The sequence below is a fragment of the Leifsonia sp. NCR5 genome, assembly GCF_002105485.1.
In the GTDB taxonomy this organism is placed as follows: Bacteria; Actinomycetota; Actinomycetes; order Actinomycetales; family Microbacteriaceae; genus Leifsonia.
The window spans coordinates 52550-76225 of record NZ_NCSR01000008.1; the positions used below are offsets into that span (position 1 = coordinate 52550).

At 69.6% G+C, this 23676-nt stretch carries 24 protein-coding genes and 1 pseudogene; 10 read left to right on the forward strand and 15 right to left on the reverse strand.

The genetic code is table 11. The annotated features are described in order from the left end of the window. Position 1: 1 nt before the first annotated feature. Complete coding sequence (locus B7438_RS08650) at positions 2 to 1141, reverse strand: 5-(carboxyamino)imidazole ribonucleotide synthase (protein WP_085369148.1); 1140 nt, start codon at positions 1139 to 1141, stop codon at positions 2 to 4. A 117-nt stretch (positions 1142 to 1258) separates the two neighbouring features. Between B7438_RS08650 and B7438_RS08655 the strand changes: the two genes are divergently transcribed. Further along, a complete protein-coding gene (locus tag B7438_RS08655; RefSeq protein ID WP_085369149.1) occupies positions 1259 to 1801 on the forward strand; it encodes a GtrA family protein in 543 nt (180 codons plus the stop codon). Here B7438_RS08655 and B7438_RS08660 read toward each other — a convergent pair. Beyond that, positions 1763 to 2317 carry a PH domain-containing protein gene (locus tag B7438_RS08660; RefSeq protein ID WP_256921937.1) on the reverse strand — a complete coding sequence of 185 codons (555 nt, stop codon included), beginning with the start codon at positions 2315 to 2317 and terminating at the stop codon, positions 1763 to 1765. The two genes, B7438_RS08655 and B7438_RS08660, sit on opposite strands and share 39 nt — an antisense overlap. Positions 2318 to 2323: 6 nt before the next feature. Further along, complete coding sequence (locus B7438_RS08665; RefSeq protein ID WP_085369151.1) at positions 2324 to 3085, reverse strand: biotin--[acetyl-CoA-carboxylase] ligase; 762 nt, start codon at positions 3083 to 3085, stop codon at positions 2324 to 2326. A gap of 316 nt (positions 3086 to 3401) precedes the next feature. Here B7438_RS08665 and B7438_RS08670 point away from each other — a divergent pair, with 316 nt between their 5' ends. The 4 genes from B7438_RS08670 to B7438_RS08685 are packed head-to-tail and all read left to right on the forward strand — an operon-like array spanning position 3402 to position 6015. Further along, positions 3402 to 3809 (forward strand): hypothetical protein, encoded by a 408-nt coding sequence (locus B7438_RS08670; RefSeq protein WP_143465755.1) that lies wholly within the window; start codon positions 3402 to 3404, stop codon positions 3807 to 3809. Between the two features lie 2 nt (positions 3810 to 3811). After that, positions 3812 to 4144 (forward strand): hypothetical protein, encoded by a 333-nt coding sequence (locus tag B7438_RS08675; RefSeq protein WP_085369153.1) that lies wholly within the window; start codon positions 3812 to 3814, stop codon positions 4142 to 4144. A gap of 39 nt (positions 4145 to 4183) precedes the next feature. Further along, positions 4184 to 5797, forward strand: a complete 1614-nt coding sequence (locus B7438_RS08680; RefSeq protein WP_085369154.1) for an acyl-CoA carboxylase subunit beta — start codon at positions 4184 to 4186, stop codon at positions 5795 to 5797. Next, positions 5794 to 6015 (forward strand): acyl-CoA carboxylase epsilon subunit, encoded by a 222-nt coding sequence (locus tag B7438_RS08685; protein ID WP_143465756.1) that lies wholly within the window; start codon positions 5794 to 5796, stop codon positions 6013 to 6015. Before B7438_RS08680 ends, B7438_RS08685 begins: the two co-directional genes overlap by 4 nt. A gap of 471 nt (positions 6016 to 6486) precedes the next feature. Here the strand turns inward: B7438_RS08685 and B7438_RS08690 are convergent, their stop codons facing one another. Genes B7438_RS08690 through B7438_RS08705 form a run of 4 tightly spaced genes read right to left on the reverse strand, consistent with a single transcriptional unit; the run spans position 6487 to position 10706 of the window. Beyond that, positions 6487 to 7515, reverse strand: coding sequence for a hypothetical protein (locus tag B7438_RS08690; RefSeq protein WP_085369155.1), 1029 nt, complete (start codon positions 7513 to 7515; stop codon positions 6487 to 6489). Next, positions 7512 to 8762, reverse strand: a complete 1251-nt coding sequence (locus B7438_RS08695) for a sensor histidine kinase (protein ID WP_085369156.1) — start codon at positions 8760 to 8762, stop codon at positions 7512 to 7514. Before B7438_RS08695 ends, B7438_RS08690 begins: the two co-directional genes overlap by 4 nt. Next, entirely contained in the window at positions 8749 to 9408 is a 660-nt protein-coding gene (locus tag B7438_RS08700) for a response regulator transcription factor (RefSeq protein ID WP_085369157.1), read from the reverse strand. The genes B7438_RS08695 and B7438_RS08700 overlap by 14 nt, the downstream gene beginning before the upstream one ends. 38 nt (positions 9409 to 9446) lie before the next feature. Then, complete coding sequence (locus B7438_RS08705; protein WP_085369158.1) at positions 9447 to 10706, reverse strand: class I SAM-dependent RNA methyltransferase; 1260 nt, start codon at positions 10704 to 10706, stop codon at positions 9447 to 9449. A 24-nt stretch (positions 10707 to 10730) separates the two neighbouring features. Between B7438_RS08705 and B7438_RS08710 the strand changes: the two genes are divergently transcribed. After that, positions 10731 to 11369, forward strand: coding sequence for a nucleoside triphosphate pyrophosphatase (locus tag B7438_RS08710; RefSeq protein WP_085369159.1), 639 nt, complete (start codon positions 10731 to 10733; stop codon positions 11367 to 11369). A gap of 79 nt (positions 11370 to 11448) precedes the next feature. Continuing rightward, entirely contained in the window at positions 11449 to 13212 is a 1764-nt protein-coding gene (locus B7438_RS08715; RefSeq protein ID WP_085369160.1) for a biotin carboxylase N-terminal domain-containing protein, read from the forward strand. Here the strand turns inward: B7438_RS08715 and B7438_RS08720 are convergent. The 4 genes and pseudogenes from B7438_RS08720 to B7438_RS08730 form a co-directional block, all read right to left on the reverse strand. Continuing rightward, entirely contained in the window at positions 13128 to 13901 is a 774-nt protein-coding gene (locus B7438_RS08720) for an endonuclease domain-containing protein (protein WP_256921938.1), read from the reverse strand. The genes B7438_RS08715 and B7438_RS08720 overlap by 85 nt on opposite strands. A 216-nt stretch (positions 13902 to 14117) precedes the next feature. Further along, positions 14118 to 14249, reverse strand: a pseudogene (locus B7438_RS21015) (type IV toxin-antitoxin system AbiEi family antitoxin domain-containing protein); the annotation flags it as partial. A 193-nt stretch (positions 14250 to 14442) separates the two neighbouring features. Beyond that, entirely contained in the window at positions 14443 to 16104 is a 1662-nt protein-coding gene (locus B7438_RS08725) for a sodium:proton antiporter (protein ID WP_085369162.1), read from the reverse strand. 27 nt (positions 16105 to 16131) lie between these two features. Next, positions 16132 to 17568 (reverse strand): NAD(P)H-quinone dehydrogenase, encoded by a 1437-nt coding sequence (locus B7438_RS08730; RefSeq protein ID WP_085369163.1) that lies wholly within the window; start codon positions 17566 to 17568, stop codon positions 16132 to 16134. A gap of 85 nt (positions 17569 to 17653) precedes the next feature. On the opposite strand from B7438_RS08730, the gene B7438_RS08735 reads away from it, so the two are divergent. Together B7438_RS08735 and B7438_RS08740 are read left to right on the forward strand one after the other, a co-directional pair. Next, positions 17654 to 18487, forward strand: coding sequence for a purine-nucleoside phosphorylase (locus tag B7438_RS08735; protein WP_085369164.1), 834 nt, complete (start codon positions 17654 to 17656; stop codon positions 18485 to 18487). 5 nt (positions 18488 to 18492) lie between these two features. Then, the gene (locus B7438_RS08740; RefSeq protein WP_179150767.1) at positions 18493 to 20193 is read left to right on the forward strand and encodes a phospho-sugar mutase; all 1701 of its coding nucleotides are present in this window, start codon (positions 18493 to 18495) and stop codon (positions 20191 to 20193) included. Here the strand turns inward: B7438_RS08740 and B7438_RS08745 are convergent. Then, positions 20098 to 21405, reverse strand: a complete 1308-nt coding sequence (locus tag B7438_RS08745; RefSeq protein ID WP_085369166.1) for an MFS transporter — start codon at positions 21403 to 21405, stop codon at positions 20098 to 20100. The two genes, B7438_RS08740 and B7438_RS08745, sit on opposite strands and share 96 nt — an antisense overlap. 59 nt (positions 21406 to 21464) lie before the next feature. On the opposite strand from B7438_RS08745, the gene B7438_RS08750 reads away from it, so the two are divergent. Beyond that, positions 21465 to 21776, forward strand: a complete 312-nt coding sequence (locus B7438_RS08750; protein ID WP_085369167.1) for a helix-turn-helix transcriptional regulator — start codon at positions 21465 to 21467, stop codon at positions 21774 to 21776. Positions 21777 to 21797: 21 nt separating this feature from the next. Here the strand turns inward: B7438_RS08750 and B7438_RS08755 are convergent, their stop codons facing one another. The 3 genes from B7438_RS08755 to B7438_RS08765 are packed head-to-tail and all read right to left on the reverse strand — an operon-like array spanning position 21798 to position 23674. Beyond that, entirely contained in the window at positions 21798 to 22070 is a 273-nt protein-coding gene (locus B7438_RS08755) for a PTS sugar transporter subunit IIB (RefSeq protein WP_085369168.1), read from the reverse strand. Next, the gene (locus B7438_RS08760) at positions 22070 to 22528 is read right to left on the reverse strand and encodes a PTS sugar transporter subunit IIA (RefSeq protein WP_085369169.1); all 459 of its coding nucleotides are present in this window, start codon (positions 22526 to 22528) and stop codon (positions 22070 to 22072) included. The genes B7438_RS08755 and B7438_RS08760 overlap by 1 nt, the downstream gene beginning before the upstream one ends. 24 nt (positions 22529 to 22552) lie before the next feature. Further along, positions 22553 to 23674: an adenosine deaminase gene (locus B7438_RS08765; RefSeq protein WP_085369170.1), complete on the reverse strand. Its 1122-nt coding sequence runs from the start codon at positions 23672 to 23674 to the stop codon at positions 22553 to 22555. Between the last annotated feature and the right edge of the window lie 2 nt (positions 23675 to 23676).

Here is a 23676-nt window from a genome sequence, read left to right on the forward strand (position 1 = left end):
GTCAGTCGGTGAAGAAGGCCGCGGCCGCTCTCGCCTGGTACGCCACGTCGTCCAGGTCGTCCCCGCCGACCGTGACGTGACCGACCTTGCGGCCGGGCCGCGGGTCTTTGCCGTAGCCGTGGAACTTGGCCCTCGGATGTGCGGCGAGCGCAGCGGGGTACCTGTCCTGCAGCGATCCGGCGGCTGGGCCGCCGAGGATGTTGATCATCACCGACCAGTCGTCGCGCGTCTCCGTCGACCCGAGCGGAAGGTCGAGCACGGCGCGCAGGTGCTGCTCGAACTGGCTGGTGACGGCGCCCTCGATCGACCAGTGGCCGCTGTTGTGCGGGCGCATCGCCAGCTCGTTGACCAGGATGCGGCCGTCCGTCGTCTCGAACAGCTCGACGGCGAGCACACCGGTGACGCCGAGACCGTCTGCGATGGTGCGCGCGATCTCCGCGGCGAGGTCGGCGGCACGGCCGCTCGAGCCGGGGGCCGGAGCGATGACCTCTGCGCAGACGCCGTCGCGCTGAACGGTCTCGACCACCGGCCAGGTCTTCATCTCGCCGGACGGGCGGCGGGCCACCAGCTGGGCGAGTTCTCTGCTGAACGAGACGAGCTCCTCGACGAGGAGCGCCCCTCCCCTGCCGTCCTCGGCGAGCGCGAGGAACCAGTCGTCGGCCTCTGCCGCCTCCGAGACGACGCGGACGCCCTTGCCGTCGTAGCCGCCGCGGGCGGTCTTCACGACGGCGCGGCCACCGTGGTCGGCGAGGAACGCGCCCAGCTCGTGGGCGGACTCGACGGCCGCCCAGTCCGGGACGGGAAGGCCGAGCTCGGTGAGCTTGGCGCGCATCTGCAGCTTGTCCTGGGCGTAGAGCAGCGCATCCGGACCCGGGTGCACCTCGATGCCGCGCGAGACCAGCTCGCGGAGGATCGCCGGTGGGACATGCTCGTGGTCGAAGGTGATCACATCCACGGTCTCGGCGAACGCCAGGACGGTGTCGAGGTCGCGGTAGTCTCCGACGCCGGTCGCGGCGATCTCGGCGCTCATCCCCTCCGCCTCTTCGAGCACGCGGATGTCGATCCCGAGTTCGATCGCGGGAGGGACCATCATGCGGGCCAGCTGCCCTCCGCCGATAACGCCGACCGTGTTCTTCGCCATCTGATCGTCTCCTCGATACTCTTCAGGGTGGGTGGGGGCAACTCCCAGACTGGGGATACCGTTCGCGCGTATGCTCGCCACGCACTCATCTATCTTCGCGCAGATCAGGTTGGACGCATGACGATCGACACTCCCCCGGCAACCCGCCGGTCGCGGCTGCTGCCGCAGCTGGCGAAGTTCGGCGCGGTCGGGGCCGTCGGCGTGCTGGTGAACCTCGCCGTGTTCAACCTGCTGCTGCTCACGGCGATGTCCGCATCCCACTGGGGAGCACTGGTCGCAACGGTCATCGCCAACGCGGTCGCCATCGCCACCAACTACGTCGGGAACCGCTACTGGGCGTTCGCCAAGGAGCGCAGGTCGAACGTCGCCCGCGAGGGCGTCGAGTTCCTGATCGTGAGCATCTGCGGGCTGGTCATCCCCGTGCTCTGCGTCTACGTGTCGCGCGTCGTCCTCGGTTTCGACAGCCGCCTCGCCGACAACATCGCGAACAACGTCGTCGGGCTCGCGCTCGGCACGGTGTTCCGGTTCGCGTTCTACCGCTGGTGGGTGTTCGCCCCGCACCGCGGCGGCCGCGACGCGGCGACCACCACGACGGAGCCGGTGCTCACGGGCGCGACCGCGCTACCGGGAACCCCAGACGGTGGTCTCGTCCGAGACTGACTCGGACTGCTGCCTGCGCACGGCCACCACGGTCTGCGCGTGGTCCATCAGGTCGTTCAGCGCGCGCTGGACGGCGTCCGCCTTCGGGACGTCCTTGAGCACGACCGGGCGTTCGAGGCCGGAGTTGATGCGCACATCCCCCGACCGGAACGCGCTCTGCAGCCAGTTGCGCTTGACCGTCACGTCGTAGCCGCGACTGTGCAGCAGCTCCTGGCGCACCCGCACGAAGAAGCCGTGGCGCAGGATGATCCGTCTGGTGGTGATCGTGTACCTCCTGCTCAGCCACGAGGCCAGCGGGAGCAGGAACAGCAGCAGGATCACGGCGGCGGCGGCCGACCATAGCAGCACGATCTCCCACACCTCGTCGAACCGGCCGGCGAAGTAGCCGAGCGCTCCGCAGGCGGCGATCAGGACGATGCTCGGCCAGAACATCGCCCGGGCATTCGAGCGCAGCCGCGCCACGATGCGCTCGGGAGGCGCAGCGGGCGCTCCTTGATCGGGGGGCGTGGTGCTCATGACCAATTAATACCGCAGGTGGGTCACGTCGCCCGCCGCGACAGCCGTGATCCCGGCATCGGTCTCGACCAGGAGCCGACCGTCCTCGTCGATCCCGACCGCCGTTCCGAGCAGATCGTCTCCGGACGGCAGCAGCACGCGCACGCTGCGGCCGATGGTGTGGCACGCCTCGGCCACCTCGTCCCTGATGGCGCTCGTGACCGGGTCGCCTCCCGCGGTCTCGAACTCGCGGTAGAGGGTGGTCAGGTGCCGGAGGTACGCCGCGAGCACCGCATCCACGTCGATGTCGGTCGCTCCGGCGACCAGCAGGGAGGTGGAGGTCTCGGTGGGGAGTTCGTCGGCGCTGAGCGTGAGGTTGACGCCGGAGCCGATGACGAGACCGGACAGGTCGGGCAGGAGCTCGGTGAGGATGCCGCAGACCTTGCTGCCGTCGATGAGCACGTCGTTCGGCCACTTCACCTCGACGGCGCCGGGCACGAGCGGCGAGAGCGCCCTGCTCATGGCGAGCCCGGCGATCAGCGGGAACCAGCCGAACGACTCGACGGGGAGCCCGCTGGGCTTGATCAGCACGGAGACGGCGATGGCCTTGCCGGGAGGAGACACCCACACCCGGCCGAGCCGCCCGCGTCCGCCGGTCTGGTTGTCGGTGAGCACGACGGCGAGGTCTGGCAGCCCGGCAGCGCGGGAGACGAGCACGTCGTTCGTCGACCCCGCCTCCTCGAGCACATCGAGGACGGGGACGATTGCGCGACTGCGACGGAACTCCATTGCCCCAGTCTGCCAGCGGGACGGCGTGCGATACCAGCGCTTGCAGAACATGATGGTATCTGGCACTCTTATGGCTACATATTGCATGAAAGGTGTGACAATGATGTTCGTCTTCCGTAGGAACTCGGGCGCTCGTGCGGCCTTGATTGTGGGCTGCACGGCGGCCCTTCTGTTCTCCTCTGCGCTACCCGCGACGGCAAGCGATGACTCCGTCGCGTTCGCGCCAGAAACTGCCCAACAGGAGAACGGCGCGATCGACCCCACAACGTTTGAGGGTCCCCTTGTCGTTGCGACGCCGTCAGGTGCAGAGCTCGTCGTGGACGTCAGGGCCGGCAAAGCGCTGGAAGTGGCGGAGGCCATCCAGGAGGCCGATAGGCAGGGGTCCCTCGACACCCTCGCGATCAGGACGAGCAGGACCGGGTGCGGCCAGAAGGTCAGAAGTGTCGGTGGGATCGCCAACACCTGGGCGACGAGCGTGCAGGGGTGCGCCGTGATCGGCTACCCCGGCTATCGGCGGGAGTACGTCTGGGAGAACACCTCGGACGTCCATCTGTGCACGAGAGCGCGCGGGTTCAACGCCGGCAACGGAGCCTCCTGGTATTCCACGGGATGCGGTGGCGGAGCGACCTTCCTCGTACCGTGGGGCAACACCCTCGCGTACACCCAGATGCAAGGATCGTCCATGTCCTGGGCCACCGGCGTGGCATACCTCTGGCGGGCCTGAGCGTGAACGCGCGCCCTCGCCCCAAGACCATTCTGGTTCTCGGCATCGTTCTCGCCTGCGCCGGAGCCGTCCTGCAACTCGTACTGCCCGCGCTCGGGTTTTCCATCGCAGCCGCGAGCACCACGGCCCTCGGCATGGATCAGGACATCCTGCTCGGCTTCGACTTCGCCGTCCGCGCCGTCGGCCTGATCATTGCGCCGCTGGGCAGCGTCCTGATCGGGGCGGGAATCGTCATGGGCCACGTCACCCGCATCGTCGATGGCGTGCGCAGAGACGAAGCGCCGCATCCCGGTGAGACCCACGACACCGCACACGCAGCCGACAGACTTTTGTAGGGAATCCTCAACGCCACCGCCCTTCTGCTGGCAGGTAGAGTGAACGGCGTGACCGACACAGAACATGGACAGACTGCCGATCTCCACACCACAGCAGGCAAGCTCGCCGACCTCAAGGAGCGCTTCCACGAGGCCGTGACCGCGAGCGGTCAGTCCGCCATCGAGAAGCAGCACGCCAAGGGCAAGCTCACCGCCCGCGAGCGCATCGACCTGCTGCTCGACCACGGATCGTTCGTGGAGTTCGACGAGTTCGTCCGTCACCGCACCCACGCTTTCGGCATGGAGAACAAGCGTCCGTACGGCGACGCGGTCGTCACCGGCGTCGGCACCATCCACGGTCGCAACGTGGCCGTGTTCAGCCAGGACTTCACCATCTTCGGCGGCTCGCTCGGCGAGGTGGCCGGCGAGAAGATCATCAAGGTCATGGACCACGCGCTCAAGACCGGCGTTCCGATGATCGGCATCCTCGACTCCGGCGGAGCGCGCATCCAAGAGGGCGTCGTCGCGCTCGGCAAGTACGGCGAGATCTTCCGCCGCAACACCCAGGCGTCTGGTGTCATCCCGCAGATCTCCATCGTGATGGGGCCTGCCGCCGGCGGCGCCGTCTACTCCCCTGCCCTCACCGACTTCGTCATCATGGTCGACAAGTCGAGCCACATGTTCGTCACCGGCCCAGACGTCATCAAGACGGTCACCGGCGAGGACGTCGGTTTCGAGGAGCTCGGCGGCGCACTGACGCACAACAAGATCTCCGGCGTCTCGCACTACCTCGCGAGCGACGAGGAGGACGCGCTCGACTACGCGCGCACCCTGCTCAGCTATCTGCCGCAGAACAACCTCGGCGAGCTGCCGGTGTTCGCCGCGGAGCCGGAGCTGGAGCTGACGGACGCCGACCGCAAGCTCAACACGATCATCCCGGATTCGCCCAACCAGCCGTACGACGTGAAGTCCATCATCGAGGGCGTCGTCGACGACGGCGAGTTCCTCGAGATCCAGCCGCTGTTCGCACCGAACATCGTCATCGGCTTCGCCCGTGTCGAAGGCCACTCCGTCGGCATCGTCGCCAACCAGCCGAGCGCGATGGCCGGAACGCTCAACATCGACGCCGGGGAGAAGGCCTCCCGGTTCGTGCGCTTCTGCGACGCGTTCAGCATCCCGATCCTCACCCTGGTGGATGTGCCCGGTTACCTTCCCGGCACCGACCAGGAGTGGACGGGCGTGATCCGCCGAGGAGCGAAGCTGCTCTACGCGTACGCGGAGGCCACCGTGCCCCTCGTCACGATCATCACCCGCAAGGCGTACGGCGGCGCGTACATCGTCATGGGCTCGAAGCAGCTCGGTGCGGACATCAACCTGGCCTGGCCGACGGCGGAGATCGCCGTGATGGGCGGCCAGGGCGCCGTCAACATCCTGTACCGCGGCGAGATCAAGCGTGCGGAGGAGGCCGGCGAGGATGTCGCGGCGGTCCGCACGAAGCTCGCCAACGAGTACACGTACAACGTGGCCAGCCCGTTCCTCGCCGCCGAGCGCGGCGAGCTGGACGGCGTGATCGAACCTGCCGCGACCCGCGTGTCCGTCATCAAGGCGCTGCGGGCGCTGCGCACCAAGCGCGCATCCATGCCGCCCAAGAAGCACGGGAACATCCCGCTGTGACGATCGAGCCAGACAGCATCCGGTTCGTCACGCGCGGCGTGACGCCGGAGGAGGTCGCCGCCGTGACCGCCGTGCTCACGGCCGCCATCGCCGAGGCGGAGGCCGCTGCACGGGATGCACGCCCGCCGGCGGGACCGGACGCCTGGGCACGCAGCCAGCGTGCGCTGCGCACGCCGCTGACGCCCGGCCCGGGAGCGTGGCGCTCGTTCGCCGGCTGACGAATGCAGGTGATGTACCCCGGGGGCGCCGTCCCCCGAGTGCGGGACAAGCACCAATTCGCGGCGTCCGGAGGCGCAGGGGACACGATTGTCCCCCATGTCCTCCAAAATGACGACTATTTATCTGTCATCGGCATCGCCAATATAGATAGTGCTAGGTGTCTCTCCTCGTGAGTCACACCGCCAATCACTCGCCGACTAGGGTAAGCGGGCGAGTGTTTTGGGGGCGAGTCAGGGCGATATTCGGGTTGTCGCCCTGACTCGGGGTTTGAAAAGGGGCCGACAATTCGGGTGTCGGCCCCTTTCTCCTTGTCTGGGCGCGTTCGCCTTCTCCGCCCGCATCCTCCGTCGGTCCGCGCGCGTCCGCTCACTCGGAGAACGCGCGCCATCTCTCCGAAATCTCCGCCGTTGCGGAGACGCGCGCGGCGTGGCGCGCCAAATCTCCGCCCGAACGAACCGCCGAGCGCCGCGCTACGACTCGTGCACCGGCCGCGGGATCTCCAGCCAGAGGTCGACTTCGTCGTCCTCGGTGTCCGCGCCGAGCGCGTTGGCGTTGCCGTCGTCCGACATGCGCAGCCCCACCACCGTCACCGCCGTCTTCGACGACCGCGGAACCGTGCGCACGATCAGCTTGTCCGTCGTGGTGCCCCGGATGGCGTCCGCCAGGCGACGCAGCACGCCGTCGAGAGCGTGCTGGTCGAGGTCGTCGATGCCGCCCTCGTCGAGGAGGCTGACGACGACTCCGCGGCGGCGCGCATCCATCACCTGGCGGCGCACGTCGTCGTTGAGCAGCCTGCGGCCACGGATCTCGTCGCGGATCGCACCTTCGAGGTAGCGGCACTCACGCCGTTCGGCCTCCGTCAGGTCTCCCCCGCGGCGCACGATCTCGGCGAGCATCGGCGCTGCCACCCGGTAGGTCTGCCGCAGGCGCAGCTGGCGCTCCATGACGTGCGCTTCCTGGGCGGCCTGCCATTCGGTGGCCTCCCGCTCGGCGCGGGCGAACTGCAGGGCGTCCCTGCCGGCCTTCGCGAGCGAGCCGGAGATCACGACCGCGACGCCGACCCACACCACCGAGCCGATCACGCCGAGGCCCGCCAGCGCGGGGATCCCGGCCCAGACGATGGTCTGCACCGCCAGGTAGCCGACGCCCACCCAGGCCGCGAACTGCTGTCTGCGCACCGCGGTGATCGTCATCAGCGTGCCGACGGCCGCCACGTACCAAGTGGCGTAGCCGTTGTCCTTCGCCGGGTCGAGCTGGCTGGTCACCAGGATCGGGATGGCGACGCACACCGCGAGGTCGAACGCCGCGAGCCAGAGCGGCATCTTGGTGGGGCTGGTCGGCCAGAGGCTGATCACCGTCGCCACCCCGTACAGGATCATCGCGGCGATCGGCGGCCCCGGGTTGACGGGCGTCGACAGCGACGACAGCGCGAGGAACAGGTGGTACGCCGAGAACAGCGCACCGAGTCCGAGGAAGAGGAACCGGGGCAGCGTGATCATCCGCGCACCTCCGCATCGCTCTCCGACGACGGCCACAGGATCGTGACCGTCGTGCCCTCACCCGGCGCCGATTCGATGCGCGCGTGACCGCCCACCTTCGACAGGCGCTCCCGGATGCTCACCCGCAGCCCCAGCCGCTCGGCGGGGACGTCGGCGGCCGAGAAGCCGCGCCCGGTGTCCGCCACCACGATGTGGACGGTCGCCTGCGGGCTGCCGCCGCGGATCGAGAGGGTGCGACGCACATCCTTGGTGCCGGCGTGCTGCATGCTGTTCACCATCGCCTGCACGGTGGCGGAGTAGACGGCCTCCGCGACGTTCACGGGCAGCACGTGCACCTCCACGTCGCGCACATCCAGTTCGAACGGCGACGAGAAGGCGTTGGCCGCCGTGAAGATGCGCTCGCTCAGCCGGTCGAGGCCGACCAGGGACTGGTCCTCCGGGCTCGACGCCTCCGCTGCGTGCAGGTGGCCGATGGCGTCGGAGGCCATCCGCGCTGCGAGCTCCTTCGCCTCCGGCGTGCGGGCGCTGGCTGCGGAGAGCAGGGTGGTCAGGACGCTGTCGTGCACGATCGCATCCACCTGGACACGCTCGACCTCGGTGGCGTGCTGGCGCACGGCGTTGGCGTACTTGGCGAGCGCCTGGCTCTGCGCGGTGTCGACCGTGGATGCGGCCTGCCGCAGCATCGCGATGATGACCAGGATCACGCCGCCCAGGATGATCGCGTACAGCGCGTCGAGACCGGCCAGCTCTGCACCGACCCCTCCGCCGGCGGGCAGCGCGCGCACGATGCCGTATGCGATCGGCGTGATGAACGTGTACGCGGTCGCCAGCCAGAGCGGGAACGCCACGGCGGCGAACGCGGTGAACACCGAGCAGAGGAACCACACCCACGGCTTGTCCGCCGCGAACGAGTGCGAGTCGAGGGCGAGCAGCGGCCAGGTGACGATCGCCGCGAAGTAGACGACGGACAGCGTCGCCATCGCCGCCTTCACGAACCGCTGCACGATGGCGAGCAGCACGATCGCCGCGAGGCCGCCGAAGACGACGACGATCTCGATCAGGCCCCACGGGGACCTGAGCCCGGGCAACTGCCCGAGCGCCGTCGGGATGGTCTGCAGGCCGAACACCAGGCCGAAGGCCGACACGCTGCGGCCGGCGATGCGCTCGAACCGCTCGCGGCTGATCGGATTGCGCGGTTGGGACGCCTCGGGAGGGGCGGTCCGCGGTGGCGCGCTACTTGCGCTCATTGCCCGTGTCGGGGTCGAGCCCGGGCAGGATTCCGTCTTCGACGGCACGGCGGAGCAGATCGACCTTCGTGGGTGCCGGACGACCGACCTCCACGTACTTCACCCGGATGCGGTCGAGGTATTCGCGGGCGGTCGAGTTGGCGATGCCGAGCTGCGCCGCGACCGCTTTGAGCGGAAGGCCGGAGGCATACAGGTGCAGCACATCCCGTTCGCGGCGGCCGAGCTGGGCCTTGGCGAAGTCGCTGTCCGCGTCGATCGCGGTCGCCCACTCGAGGTTGTTGAGCACGTCGCCGCTCGCGACCGTCTTGATCGCGTTCATCACGGTGGTCGTCGGCGACGACTTCGGGATGACGCCGGCAGCACCGGCGGCGAGCGCCTCGCGCACGCTGGCGACCCGGTCGGCGATGCTGTGGACCAGCACGGCCGCCCCTGTCGCCTGGGCGCGCTTCACGTTGTCGGTGACCTTCGACCCGTCGCCGAGGGAGAGGTCGAGCACGACGACGTCGCACTCCTGCGCGCCGAGCAGCGTTACGAACTCGTCGACGGTGGGCGCGGTGACGAGCACCTCGTAGCCCGCGTCCTGACAGGCCGCTTTGAGGCCCAGACGCACGGACTCGTGATCATCGACGATTGCCACCCGCACCATGCTGACCATCGTAGTGGGGCGATGATGCACTGACGCGTTCACGGCGCCAGCGTGGCGACGGCCTCGACGTGGTGCGTGTTCGGGAACAGGTCGAACGCACGCAGCGTGCGCAGCGGGTATCCCCGCTCGGCGAACAGTGCCACGTCGCGGGCGAGGGCCACGGGATCGCAGGCGACGTAGACGATCTGCGCGGGGGCGAGCGATGCGATCGCGTCGACCACCTGGCGGCCGGCACCCGAGCGTGGAGGGTCGAGGACGACCGTCGCCGCGCGCAGGCGTGCCCGCTCGACGGCGGACGCCTCCCCGGCGAGTCGCTGCACGAAGCGCTCCACCCCGTCGGTGACGACGGATGCGCCGAGCCAGTCGGCCAGGTTCTCCGCGGCGTTGTCCGTCGCGGCCTCGTCGCTCTCGACCGAGGTGATCCGCAGCGTCGACCCGAAGCGGTCGCCGATGGCCGCCGCGAGCAGCCCGACGCCGCCGTAGAGGTCGAGGTTGGCGGCGCGCGGGTCGAACAGCGCCTCGTCGACGGCCGACTGCACGGCCTCGGTAAGGGTGGCGGCGGCCGCGCGGTGCACCTGCCAGAAGCCACGCGCATCCAGCTGGAACTCGCGGTCGCCGACGATCTCCCGGATGGGCACGGGGCGCTGGCGGGGACGGACGAGTTTCCTGCCGCGCTTCACGGGAGCCTCGTTGACGAGGAGGTGGGCGGCGCCGGTCCCCGTGGCGACCACATCCACGGACTCCGCGCCGGGGAAGGTCTGGCCGAACGGAGCCGTCTCGTCGACGAGCGCCGTGGCGAGGGGAAGGCCGGTCACCGGGACGACGGTGTGCGAGCGGGCGGCGTACGGCCCGACGGCGCCGGAACGGTCGACCTGCAGGCGGACGCGGGTGCGCCATCCCGTGCCGTCGGCGGTCTCGCCGACGACAGGCTCGACCACCACGTCGGTGTCGAGCTTCGCCATGCGCTGCATCGCGTCCGCGATCACCTGGCGCTTGAGCTCGCGCTGGTGATCGAGCCTGATGTGGCCGAACTCCGCGCCTCCGGCCCTGTTGCCCGGCTCGCGGTGGATGGACGCCGCCTCCCAGACGTGCTCCTGCCGTTCGGGGGCGGCCTCGATCACCTCGAGCGTCTCCGCACGCCAGAAGCTGTCGTGCTTCTGATCGGTGATCCTGGCCCGGATGCGCTCACCGGGAAGGGTGTCCGGCACGAAGACGACGCGGCCTTCGTGGCGGGCGACGAAGACGCCGCCGTGGGCGACGTTGGTAATGTCGAGGTCGACCTCATCGAACTGGGGCATCCGTCGAGCATCCCACAGGAACCCATGCGCCTCTACTTGGCATCAACCTCACCAGCCAGGCTCGCACTGCTCCGCGCAGCGGGGATCGAGCCGATCGTCGTCCCCTCGCACGTGGACGAGCCCGCCGCCGTCCTCGCCGCCGAGGCCGAGCACGGCCCGCTGACCCCGGATGCGATGGTGCATCTCCTCGCCCGCCTCAAGGCGGAGGCGGTGCGGGGCGACCTGAACGGCGAGCCCATCGACGGCTTCATCCTCGGCGGGGACTCCGCGTTCGAGCTCGACGGGGCGATCCACGGCAAGCCGCACCTGCCGGAGACGGCGCGCACCCGCTGGCTGGCGCAGCGCGGCCGCACGGGCAGGCTGCACTCCGGCCACTGGCTGATCGACCACAGGAACGGCATCGAGAACCAGGCCGTCGGCCGCACGGCCGTCGCCTCCGTGACCTTCGCCGACGTCACCGACGCCGAGATCGACGCGTACATCGCCTCAGGCGAGCCGCTAGAGGTGGCCGGAGCGTTCACGATCGACAGCCTCGGCGGCCCGTTCATCACCAGGGTCGACGGCGACCCGAGTACGGTGGTGGGGCTCTCCCTCTCCACCCTGCGGGAACTGTTCGTCGAGCTGGGCGTGAACTGGCCCGACCTGTGGAACCGGCGACTGTAGTCAACCTCACGTCCGACCCGACCATTTTTGTGGGGATCGCCCAAAAGGCTCCCCCGACTGAGCAATAGGCTAGGAAACTGTGCCACGTATCACCAAGGTCCTCATCGCCAACCGGGGCGAGATCGCCGTCCGGGTCGTTCGCGCAGCGAAGGACAGCGGTATCGCGTCTGTCGCGGTCTACGCCGACCAGGACAGAGACGCCATGCACGTCCGGCTCGCCGACGAGGCGTACGCGCTCGACGGCACGACCAGCGCGGAGACGTACCTGGTCATCGACAAGCTGCTCTCCATCGCCCGCAGGTCCGGCGCAGACGCTGTGCACCCCGGCTACGGCTTCCTCGCGGAGAACGCCGAGTTCGCCCGCGCCGTCATCGCGGCCGGCCTGACCTGGATCGGCCCGTCCCCGGATGCGATCGAGCGCCTCGGCGACAAGGTCTCCGCCCGCCACGTGGCCGAGAAGGTCGGCGCCCCGCTCGCTCCCGGCACCCTGAACCCGGTCGCCGACGCCTCCGAGGTGCTCGACTTCGTCGACATCCACGGTCTGCCTGTCGCCATCAAGGCGGCCTTCGGCGGCGGTGGACGCGGCCTCAAGGTCGCCCGCACCCGCGACGAGGTCGCCGAGCTCTTCGAGTCCGCGACCCGCGAGGCCATCGCGGCGTTCGGCCGCGGCGAGTGCTTCGTCGAGAAGTACCTCGACCAGCCGCGCCACGTCGAGACCCAGTGCCTCGCGGACGCGTACGGCAACGTGGTCGTCGTCTCCACGCGCGACTGCTCCCTGCAGCGCAGGCACCAGAAGCTCGTCGAGGAGGCACCGGCTCCGTTCCTCACGCAGGAGCAGACCGACCAGCTCTACAGCGCATCCAAGGCCATCCTGAAGGAGGTCGGCTACCAGGGCGCCGGCACCTGCGAGTTCCTGATCGGCAAGGACGGCACGGTCTCCTTCCTCGAGGTGAACACCCGCCTGCAGGTCGAGCACCCGGTCTCCGAAGAGGTCACCGGGATCGACCTGGTGCGCGAGCAGTTCCGCATCGCCGAAGGCGGAGAGCTCGACTACGACGACCCGATCGCCCGCGGCCACTCGTTCGAGTTCCGCATCAACGGCGAGGACGCGGGCCGTGGCTTCATCCCGTCGCCCGGCCCCGTGCACGTCTTCAAGGCGCCGGGCGGCCCCGGTGTCCGCGTCGACAGCGGCATCCAGGCCGGCGACGTGATCAGCGGCTCGTTCGACTCGATGCTCGCCAAGCTGATCGTCACCGGCGCGAGCCGCGAGGAAGCACTCGAACGCTCCCGCCGCGCCCTCGACGAGTTCGAGGTCGCCGGTCTGCCGACCGTGCTCCCGTTCCACCGCGCCATCGTCCGCGACCCCGCGTTCGCACCGCAGGACGGCGAGCCGTTCTCCATCTACACCCGCTGGATCGAGACGGACTGGCAGGGCGACATCGCCCCCTGGTCCGGTGAGCTCGCCGACGCGGCCCCCGCGGAGCGCCGCAGCAACGTCGTGGTCGAGGTCGAGGGCAAGCGCATCGAGGTCTCCCTCCCCGCGAAGCTCCTCACCGGAGGAGCGGACACGGCCGCATCCAGCCCGGCCCCACGCCGCCGCGGCGGAGCGCATGCCGTCGACACCGCGACCGGTGACTCGGTGACCGCCCCGATGCAGGCGACCGTGGTCAAGCTCGCGGTCTCCGACGGCGACGAGGTCGTCAAGGGCGATCTCGTGCTCGTGCTCGAGGCCATGAAGATGGAGCAGCCGCTCACCGCTCACAAGGACGGCACCGTGGCCGGCATCAACGCCGCCGTCGGCGAGACCGTCTCCTCCGGCCACCTCCTGCTCAACATCGTCTGAGGCTCGTGGCGCTGATTCTCCTTCCGCTCGAACGGAGGACCAGCGCCCCTGCCCTCCGCGCTCCGCTCGAACGGAACACCAGCGTCCTGGCGCTGCGTTATCCGCCCGAACGGAACACCAGCGGCTCTGTCCCCGGTTCTCCGCTCGAACGGAAAACCAGCGGCCTTACGCTGCGTTCTCCGCCTGAACGGACGAGCCACCGGCGTGTCTCGCGACATCTCCTGCCGAACGACAGCCCGGATGCCGTCCAGCACCGAATCCCACTCGGAGAGCACCTGCTTGGCCGAGAACCGCAACCTGCCCGCGCCGAGCACGGCGAGTCCCAGGTCCCGTGCGCGGTCCCGCTCGAACGCATCCCGATCACGGTGGTACTCGAAACCGTCGAGCTCGATGAACAGCCAGCCGTTCACCCGCAGATCCACTCTGCCGACACCAGGCACGGCGATCTGCTGCTCGACGGTGTATCCGGCAGCCGTCAGCCGCTGCCGGGCGATCGACTCCACCCCCGAATCCGAGCCCGGCCGAGCGAGGAGCGCCGTCGCCCGCGAGCGCGCAGGCTCGCCCGCGAAGATCTCGACCAGATCGTGCATCCGCACGGCTCCGTCCGATAGGGCCGTGTCGAGCACAGCGATCGCCGTCTCCTGGTCTGCACAGCGGACGACGCTCCGAAGGCAGTCTGCTTTCGACACCCTCCAGACGTCGCGGCAGGGTTGCGACTCCGCCCAGTGCACCACGCAGGACGGCGACCGTGGCTCGGTGAGATGCGCGGTGGGTGGAACCCGGAGGTGCGTGCGCGCATCCATTCCTCCCCACCACCCGTAGGTCCTGGCCGCGGAGACGCAACTGAGGCGACCGCCCCGGCGAGCGGCATCGAGTGCGGGCCCGCGTGTGTTCGGGAGGGCGTATAGGCCCCGCCGAACCCGCACGAGCGTTCCGTCGCGCACGGCCCGCGTCAGTTCAGGCGGGCGCGCGCCCGCCGCTGCGAGCTGCGATCGCGAAGCGATCCCGCCGAGTTCCGTGAGATTCCAGGTGTGCATGCATCGAGTGTGGCTGCGCGGTGAGCGCGACGCGGGCGCATCCGGAAATCTGTGGAAAAGGGCCGAATGTGTTGAACCGGAGGGGACGAGCGACACGCCGCTGGAAAGTCCGCAACAGCGGAGATTCCGGCCGATTGGGCCGTGATCTCCGCTCGAACGGAGTGCCAGGGGCGGGATGAGACCGGCGCGGCGCTCAGGCGACCGGGTCGCCTTTCAGCTCGATGCTGATCTGGTCGGCGTCGAGGTTGTTGAGGGCGTTCAGGAGCAGGTCGGCGCTGAAGGCGCCGTCGTCTCGGGCGTCGAGGAGGGCGCTGCGCTGGGCCTGGATGCGGTCGAGCCTCGCCTTCTTCTGGGCCAGGAACGCCTCCGGGGTGCGTTCGAGCGGCGCGGTCAGGGGCACCGTCTCCGCCGCATCCCTGAGCAGCGTCATCAGGCGGATCTCCTCCTCGCGCTCCAGCTCCTCGTCGACCGGCGCCGGTTTCACCAGGCGCACCACCCAGCCGAGTGACCCGCCCTGGATGAGCAGGGAGGCGGCAGCGACGATGAACGCGATGAGCACCAGCAGGGAACGGCTCGGGGTGCCGTCGTGCGGCAGGGTCTGCGCCGCCGCGACCGTAACCGCCCCGCGCATCCCGGCCCAGACGACGATCGAGCCCTCCCGCCAGCCGAGCGGGGCCGCCTTGAAATAGTCGATGTCCGCGATCGTGCGGCGCAGTCTGGTGGCGAACCGTCCCACGTCCGCCGCGGTCAGCTGGCGGTTGGCGCCTGGTCCTCCGCGCTTGGCGAGAGCCGTCGTCGCGGACTCGGGATCGGTGAGGCTGCCCTGCATGCTCTCGATCCTCGGGCGCATCTTCTCGCCGCGTCTGGCCCGGCGGGACAAGCTCGCCAGCAGCGGGGCGACGTATGCCGCGCGCACCAGGACGGTGAGCAGGAGCGCGCCCAGCCCGACGAGCACAGCGGGCAGGAAGCCGGCGTGATCGTTCTGCACGTCGGTGACGATGCCGAAGAGCTCCAGGCCCATCGTGAGGAACACGAGCCCCTCCAGCACCAGCTCGACCGTGCGCCAGTTCTGGGCGTCGGAGAGCCTGTGCTGCGGGGAGAGCACCCGGGGAGCGCGTCTGCCGGTGATCAGCCCGGCCACGACCGCCGCCACGAGACCGGATGCGCCGAGCGCCTCAGCCGGGATGGATGCGAGGAACGGCACGGTGAACGACAGCACCGTGTTCACCGTCGCGTCCGTGACCTTCGCCCGCACGATCAGGTTCAGCCGCCCGACCGCCCAGCCGAGCACCACCGCCACCGCCACCGAGTACGCGAACGATCCGATGAACCCGCCGAGCGAGAACGACGCAGCCGCCGCGGCGATGGCAGTGCGCAGCAGCACCAGAGCACTCGCGTCGTTGAGCAGACTCTCCCCCTCCAGGATCGCCACGACCCTCGGCGAGACCCCCGAGCGTTTCACGATGGAGGTCGCCACCGCATCCGTCGGGCTCACGATCGCACCGAGGGCGATGCCCCACGCGATGCCGATGCCGGGGATCACCCAGGCGAAGAACAGGCCGAGGATGACCGAGCTGACGATCACCAGCAGGACCGACAGCCCGCCGATCGCGGTGAACTCGCGCCGGAACTCCATCGCGGGCATCGACACCGACGCCGAGTAGAGCAGAGGGGGCAGGACGCCCGCGATGATCCACTCCGGCTCGATCGTCAGCGGCGGCACGAACGGCAGGAAGCTGACCCCGATGCCGAGCACCACGAGCACGAGCGGAGCAGCCACGCCGAGCTTCGGCCCGAGCGTGGTCGCGCCGGCGATGGCCAGCAGCACCAGGACGATCACGAGGAGGATTTCCACCCCGCGACCCTACCGCGAAGGTGGGGCTCAGAGCACGATGTGCATCGCCCGGGCGGCGTCCGAGATGGAGCCGGACAGCGACGGGTAGACCGTGAACGCCCTCGCCACCTGGTCGACGGTGAGGCGGTGCTCCACGGCGAGCGCGAGCGGGAAGATCAGCTCGGAGGCGCGCGGGGCGACGATCACGCCGCCGATCACCGTTCCGGATCCGGTGCGGGCGAACAGCTTCACGAAGCCGTCCTTGATGCCGAGCATCTTGGCGCGCGGGTTCGACTTGAGCGGCAGCTTGTAGATGTCGCCCTGCGCGATGCCCTCCTCGATCTGCTTCTGGTTCCAGCCGACCGTCGCGATCTCCGGCTGGGTGAAGATGTTGGAGGTGACGTTGCGCAGCTCGAACGGGTTGACCGCATCCCCCATCGCATGGAAGACCGCGGTCCTCCCCTGCATCGACGCGACCGACGCGAGCGGCATCAGGTCGGAACAGTCCCCGGCGGCGTAGATGTTCGGGATGGACGTGCGCGCCACCCTGTTGACCCGGATGTGCCCGGATTCGGTGAGCTGCACGCCGGCCTCTTCGAGCCCGATCCCTCTGGTGTTCGGCACGGAGCCGACCGCCATCAGGCAGTGGCTTCCCTCGACCGTCCTGCCGTCGGAGAGCGTCGCGACGACGCCGTCCTCCGAGCGCACGATGGACTCGGCACGGGACTTGGAGAGCACCTGCATCCCGTTGCGCTTGAAGACGTTCTCGATGACCCTCGCGGCGTCGGCGTCCTCGCCGGGCAGCACCTGGTCACGGCTGGAGATGAGGGTGACCTTCGAGCCGAGGGCCGTGTACGCGGAGGCGAACTCGGCGCCGGTCACACCGGAACCGACCACGATCAGGTGCTCCGGGATGCGGTCGAGGTCGTACAGCTGCGTCCAGGTCAGGATGCGCTCCCCGTCCGGCACAGCGGACGGCAGGATGCGTGGGCTCGCGCCGACGGAGACGACGAACGTGTCCGCCTCGATCCTGTCGAAGTCCGTGCCCGCCGCGCCGCTCGCGGTCGAGACGATGATCGCGCTCGACCCGTCGAGCCTGCCCTGGCCGGAGACGATGCGCACACCGGCGCGCACGAGCTCCGCACGCATGTCCTCCGACTGCTGTCTGGCGAGGCCCACCAGCCGCTTGTTGACGGCGGCGAGGTTCACCGCGACCTCCGGACGCACCGGCTTGCCGGTCTCTCCGCGGGTGAAGAACTGGACGCCGAGGTCGGCGGCCTCTCCGATGGCGTTGGCCGCCTCCGCCGTCGCGATGAGGCTCTTCGACGGGACGACGTCGGTGATGACGGCGGATCCGCCGACGCCTGTGCGCTCCACCAGGGTCACGTCTGCACCGAGCTGGGCACCGGCGAGGGCTGCTTCGTACCCGCCAGGCCCACCCCCGAGTACAGCGATCCTCTGCTTGCGCTCGAATTCATAGGCCATGACCTCTATTCTCTCGTATCCTGGCGCACGGATGCGCACCCAGGCTCTTCCTGTGCGCTCGCGGCCCGCTCAGTAGAGTTGGCTCATGCCTGAATCCATCACGAACCCGCTCGACGACCCGGCCACCGACCCGTTCGAGGTCGCCAGGCTCGCGGCAGAGCAGCTTGCAGAGAAGACCGGCGTCGCACAGCACGACATCGCACTGACACTGGGCAGCGGCTGGGGCAAAGCGGCCGACCTCATCGGTGAGACGACCGCCACCATCCCCGCCACCGAGATCGTCGGCTTCGGCAAGCCGGCGCTGGAAGGCCACGTCGGCACGCTGCGCTCCGTCCTGCTGCCGAACGGCAAACGCGCCCTGGTCATCGGTGCGCGCACGCACTATTACGAGGGCCACGGCGTCCGCAGGGTCGTGCACAGCGTGCGCACCGCAGCTGCTGCCGGCGTGAAGACGATGATCCTGACGAACGGCGCCGGCGGCATCAAGGAGCACTGGAAGCCGGGAACGCCCGTGCTGATCAGCGACCACATCAACCTCACCGCGGACTCGCCGCTCGAGGGCGCGACGTTCATCGACCTCACCGACCTCTACTCCAAGCGGCTGCGCGAGCTCGCGAAGACCATCGACCCGAGCCTCGACGAGGGCGTGTACACCCAGTTCCGCGGCCCGCACTACGAGACCCCGGCCGAGGTGCAGATGGCCAAGACCATCGGCGGCCACATCGTCGGCATGTCCACGGCGCTCGAAGCCATCGCCGCACGACAGTCCGGGATGGAGATCCTGGGCATGTCGCTCATCACCAACCTGGCTGCGGGCATCCAGAAGACGCCGCTCAGTCACGAGGAGGTCATCGAGGCCGGACGCGAGGCCGAACCGGTCATCAGCGCCCTCCTCGCCCAGATCGTGGAGGCCCTGTGAGCGAGGTGCAGACGGACGACCTGATCGAGCGGGCGCAGGCCTGGGTCGCGCAAGACCCGGATGCGGAGACCCGCGACGAGCTGAACGACCTCATCGTGGCCGCGCAGGCCGGGTCGGCCGACGCCGTCGCCGACCTGCACTCGCGCTTCGACGCGAGGCTCGCCTTCGGCACGGCCGGGCTGCGCGGTGAGATCGCAGCGGGCCCCAACCGGATGAACAGGGTGCTGGTGGCACAGGCCGCCGCCGGGTTCGCCCGCTACCTGCTCGACCACGCGGACGGGCAGACCCCGTCCGTCGTGATCGGCTACGACGGGCGCAAGAACTCCGATGTCTTCGCCCGCGACACCGCGGAGCTGATGGCGGGAGCAGGGGTGCGCGCCGTTCTGCTCCCCCGGCTGCTGCCGACGCCCGTGCTCGCGTTCGCGGTGCGCCACCTCGACGTGAGCGCCGGTGTGATGGTCACGGCCAGCCACAACCCGCCGAACGACAACGGCTACAAGGTCTACCTGGGCGGCGAGAACCACGGCTCGCAGATCGTCTCCCCCGTGGATGCGGAGATCGAGTCGCGCATCCTGGAGGTCGCCGCGGGCAGCGTGCTCGACCTGCCGCGTTCCGACGCGTACGAGGTGGGGGCCGACGACATCGAGCGCGCGTATATCGACGCCACCGCCTCCGTCGCATCCACTACTGCTGCCCGGGATGCGGTCTCCTTCGCATACACCGCGATGCACGGCGTCGGCTGGCGCACGGCCCGCGACGTGTTCGCCGCCGCAGGATTCGCGGAGCCGACCGTGGTGACCGCGCAGATCGACCCGGACCCGGCGTTCCCGACCGTCGCCTTCCCGAACCCGGAGGAGCCGGGCGCGATGGACCTCTCATTCGAGGCCGCCCGCGCATCCGGCGCCGATCTCGTGATCGCGAACGACCCGGACGCCGACCGCCTGGCCGTGGCGATCCCCGACGCGTCGAGCGACGCGGGCTACCGCCGCCTCAGCGGCAACGAGGTCGGCGCGATCCTCGGCTGGCGCGCCGCCCGGCTGGCGGAGGCCGCAGCAGGACCGGACCAGGCCGCCTTCGGCACGCTGGCCTGCTCCATCGTGTCGTCGCCGGCACTCGCCGCCGTCGCGGAGAAGTATCACCTCGACTTCGCCAACACTCTCACGGGCTTCAAGTGGGTCTCCCGCGCCACCGGCCTGATCTACGGCTACGAGGAGGCGCTCGGCTACCTGGTGAACCCGGAGACCGTGCGCGACAAAGACGGCATCTCCGCCGCGACCGCGTTCCTCGACCTGGCCAACAGCCTCGCCGCGGACGGGAAGACCATCGCGGACCACCTGGACGAGTTCGCCGAGACGTTCGGCTACTTCGCCTCCGACCAGATCTCGATCAGGGTCACCGACCTGTCGCAGATCGGCCGCATCATGGCCGCGCTGCGCGCCACCCCGCCGTCCGCCATCGGCGACGTGACGGTGCAGCAGATCGACGACCTGATCGACGGTTTCGGCGACATCCCGCCGAGCGACGTGCTGCGCATCCTGCTGGCGGACGGCTCGCGCGTGATGGTGCGGCCGTCCGGCACGGAGCCGAAGCTCAAGATCTACATCGACGCGTCATCGTCCGGCGGCACCGTCGCCGAGCGCCGCGCGACCGCGACCGCCCGCGTCGCCGCCCTCGCCGACGGGATGCGGGAGCTCACGGCCCTCTGACGCCGTCTCCGGACGAGCGGCGCCTGCACCGGCACCGGCGCCGCTCGTCCGCCCGGCGTAGCCGACCAGGAAGAGTCCGAGGGCGAGCACGGTGACCACGGCGCCCGCGATGGGCACGGCGACCGGCCCACCGGCGCTCAGCGCCGCCGTTCCGATCAAGGGTGCGATGGCGATCCCGACGTACATCGCGGTCGAGTACCAGGACAGGGTGAGCGCCGCGGACGCCGGGTCGACGTGCACGAGCCTGTGCTGCACCGGGATCGCGATGGCGAACGCGGCGATCCCCCAGAACGCGAAAACGACGATGGATGCGGCGAACGAGGCCTCGACGAAGGTCAGCACGATCAGCGCGACCGACTGACCGCCCAGCGCCACGGCGGCGACCACCCGGCTTCCGAAGCGGTCGGTGAGCGGCCCGGCCACCACGTTGCCGAGCACGCCCGCGGCGCCGTACGCGAGCAGGAGCACGGCCAGAAGGGCGCCGGAGCCTCCCGTGGATGCGTGGGTGACGGCCGCCGAGAAGATGTAGACGATGTTGAACCCGGCCACCATCAGCAGCGTCGTGCCGAGCGGAGCCAGGATGCGGCGGTCGCCGAGCGGCGCCATCCGACGTCGCAGAGACACCGGAGGAGGCAGCGGCACCCCGCGGACGACGAACGGGATCGCGACGGAGAGCAGCACGCCCAGCCCGACCAGGCACCAGAGCGGCAGCCGCCAGCCGGCCAGCCCGCCGAGGGCGGTACCGAGCGGCGAGCCGACCGCGGTCGCGAGCGTGAACCCCGCCCCGACGATCGCGAGCGCCCGTCCACGATGCTGCGGGCTGACCAGGGTGGTGGCGGCCGCCGTGGCGGTGGGCACGAGGGCGGCCCCTCCCAGCCCGGAGAGCGTCCGTCCTGTGATGAAGACGGCGAGGTCGGGTGCTGCCGCCGCGATGGCGGCTCCGACCGCGAAGAACGCGAGCCCGCCGGCCATGAGGATGGTGCGAGGGACCCGCGGAAGCAGGATCGACACCGCGGGAGAGGCGATGGCGACCACGAGCGAGTAGGAGGTGATCGAGTAGCTCACCTGGGTGGGGGTCGCCCCGAGGGTGCCGGCGATCTGGGGCAGGAGGCCCGCGATCACGAAGGCGTTGGTCGCGACCACGAACAGCGCGAGCGCGAGGATCAGCAGCGCGGGAGTGGATCTGCGATATGATTGTTCGACGAACGTCATACGGTCAAGATACGACTATTGTTCGATGATTGTCAAACTATTTTTCGAGGGGCGGTCTCATGTCGGCGGATTACCCGGCTCCCGCGATCGAGGATGTCGAACTCGTGGACGTGCTGCGCGCCGTCGCCGACCCCATCCGGTTGCAGATCGTGCGCGTGCTCGCCGACGGGCAACCGCACGCCAAGGCCGCGACCGAATGGGGCTTCGACGTGCAGAAGTCCACGCTGTCCCACCACTTCAAGGCGCTGCGCGAGGCGGGCGTCACCCTGACGATCGTCGACGGGCGCACTCACGCCATCCAGCTGCGCAGGGCCGAGCTCGACGCGCGGTTCCCCGGGCTGGTGGACGCGCTGGTCGCCGCGGACGCCTGACCGCCTCGACGGAGACGCAGCTCAGCCGAGCGCTTCGTCGAGCTTCTGTTCGAGCTCGTCCAGGTCGAAGTAGTTGTCGACCACCACGATGTCCGCGTTGGTCTGGCCGATCTTGTCGACCAGCTCCGGCGAGGTCAGGATGACCTGTGCATTCGACGCGGCGCTCGCGAGCCCGGCGATGTCGGACGCGGTCACGTCCGCGTCGATGTCGAGCCGCTTGAGCACGCGCTCCGCGTTGACCTTGAGGATGCCGGACGTGCCGATGCCCGCCCCGCAGATGGCGACGATCTTCATCAGGCGGCGCCCTGCTCGCTCGCGGCCATGATGCGCTGCACGTCCGCGGCATCCTGAGCCGCCGCGAGGGCGGGGATCGACTCCGGATCGTTGAACACGTTGGCCAGCTGGGCCACACTCGTCACGTGCGCCTCCGGCGACGAGACGGCGAGGCCGATCACCACGGACACCGGGTCGTTGTGCGGGTGCCCGAAGACGACGGGGTCGGCCAGGGTGACGACCGAGAGGCCGTCCGCCAGCACATCCGGCCCAGGACGGGCGTGCGCGAGAGCGAGCCCCGGCGCGATCACGATGTATGCGCCGAACTCGTCGATGACCTGGATCATCCGCTCCGCGTAGCTCTCCTGCGTCGCACCGGAAGCGGCGAGAGCCGCCCCTGCCAGCTCGACCGCCTCACGCCAGTCGGAGGCGTGAGCTCCGATGGTGATGGCGGAATCGGGCAACGGTGGCAGTGGCATGGCTCAAGCGTAGCTTCCCGCGGGTTACGAACCCTCGAAACCCGCTGTGATGATGTCGGCGAGCTCTTCGCGTTCCTCCAGGGGCAGGAAGGCGGAGCCTGCGGCGTTCAGCTGGAACACTTCGAGGTCGGTGCGGTCGTAGGCGAACGCGTCGGCCAGGATGCTCAGCTCGCGGGTCAGCGACGTGCCGCTCATCAGGCGGTTGTCGGTGTTCACCGTCACCCGGAAGCCGAGCTGGTAGAGCAGGTCGAACGGGTGGTCGAGGATGTCGTCGCCCCACGCGGCGATGGCGCCGGTCTGCAGGTTGGAGGTCGGGCTGGTCTCCAGCGCGATCTCGCGGTCCTTCACCCACTGGGCGAGCGATCCGAGGGTGACGTAGGTGTTCTCGTCGTCCTGGCGCTCGATGGTGATGTCCTCCGCGATGCGCACGCCGTGTCCGAGGCGCAGAGCGCGGCCGTCGATCAGGGCGCTCTTGATGCTCTCCAACCCGTCCGCCTCTCCGGCGTGCACGGTGGTCGGGAAGAACTGGGCGGCGAGGTAGTCGAACGCGTCGCGGTGACGCGCGGGAAGGAACCCGGCCTCCGCACCGGCGATGTCGAAGCCGACGACGCCGTTGTCGCGGTGGCGGACGGCCAGCTCGGCGATCTCCAGCCCGCGGTCGGCGTGACGCATCGCGGTGACCAGCTGGCCGACCCGGATGCGCTTGCCGGTCGAGCGGACGTCGTCGATGCCCTGCTCGATGCCGTCCTGCACGGCCTCGACGGTCTCGTCGAGGCTGAGGCCGCGGCCGAGGTGCTGCTCGGGCGCCCAGCGGACCTCCCCGTAGACGACGCCGTCCTCTCCGAGGTCCTGGACGAACTCGCGCGCGACGCGGCTGAGCCCCTCCTTCGTCTGCATGACGGCGGTGGTGAGGTCGAAGGTCTTGAGGTACTCGACGAGGGAACCGGAGTTCGACTTCTCGCCGAACCAGCTGGCCAGGTCGCTCGCGTCGGAGGTCGGCAGCTCGAGGCCGATCTCGGCGCCCAGCTCGATCACGGTCGACGGGCGCAGCCCGCCGTCGAGGTGGTCGTGCAACGACACCTTCGGCAACTCCCGGATGCTCGTGCCGTCGCTGAGCCTGTACCCGCCGTCTGCTTCTTTACTCATGT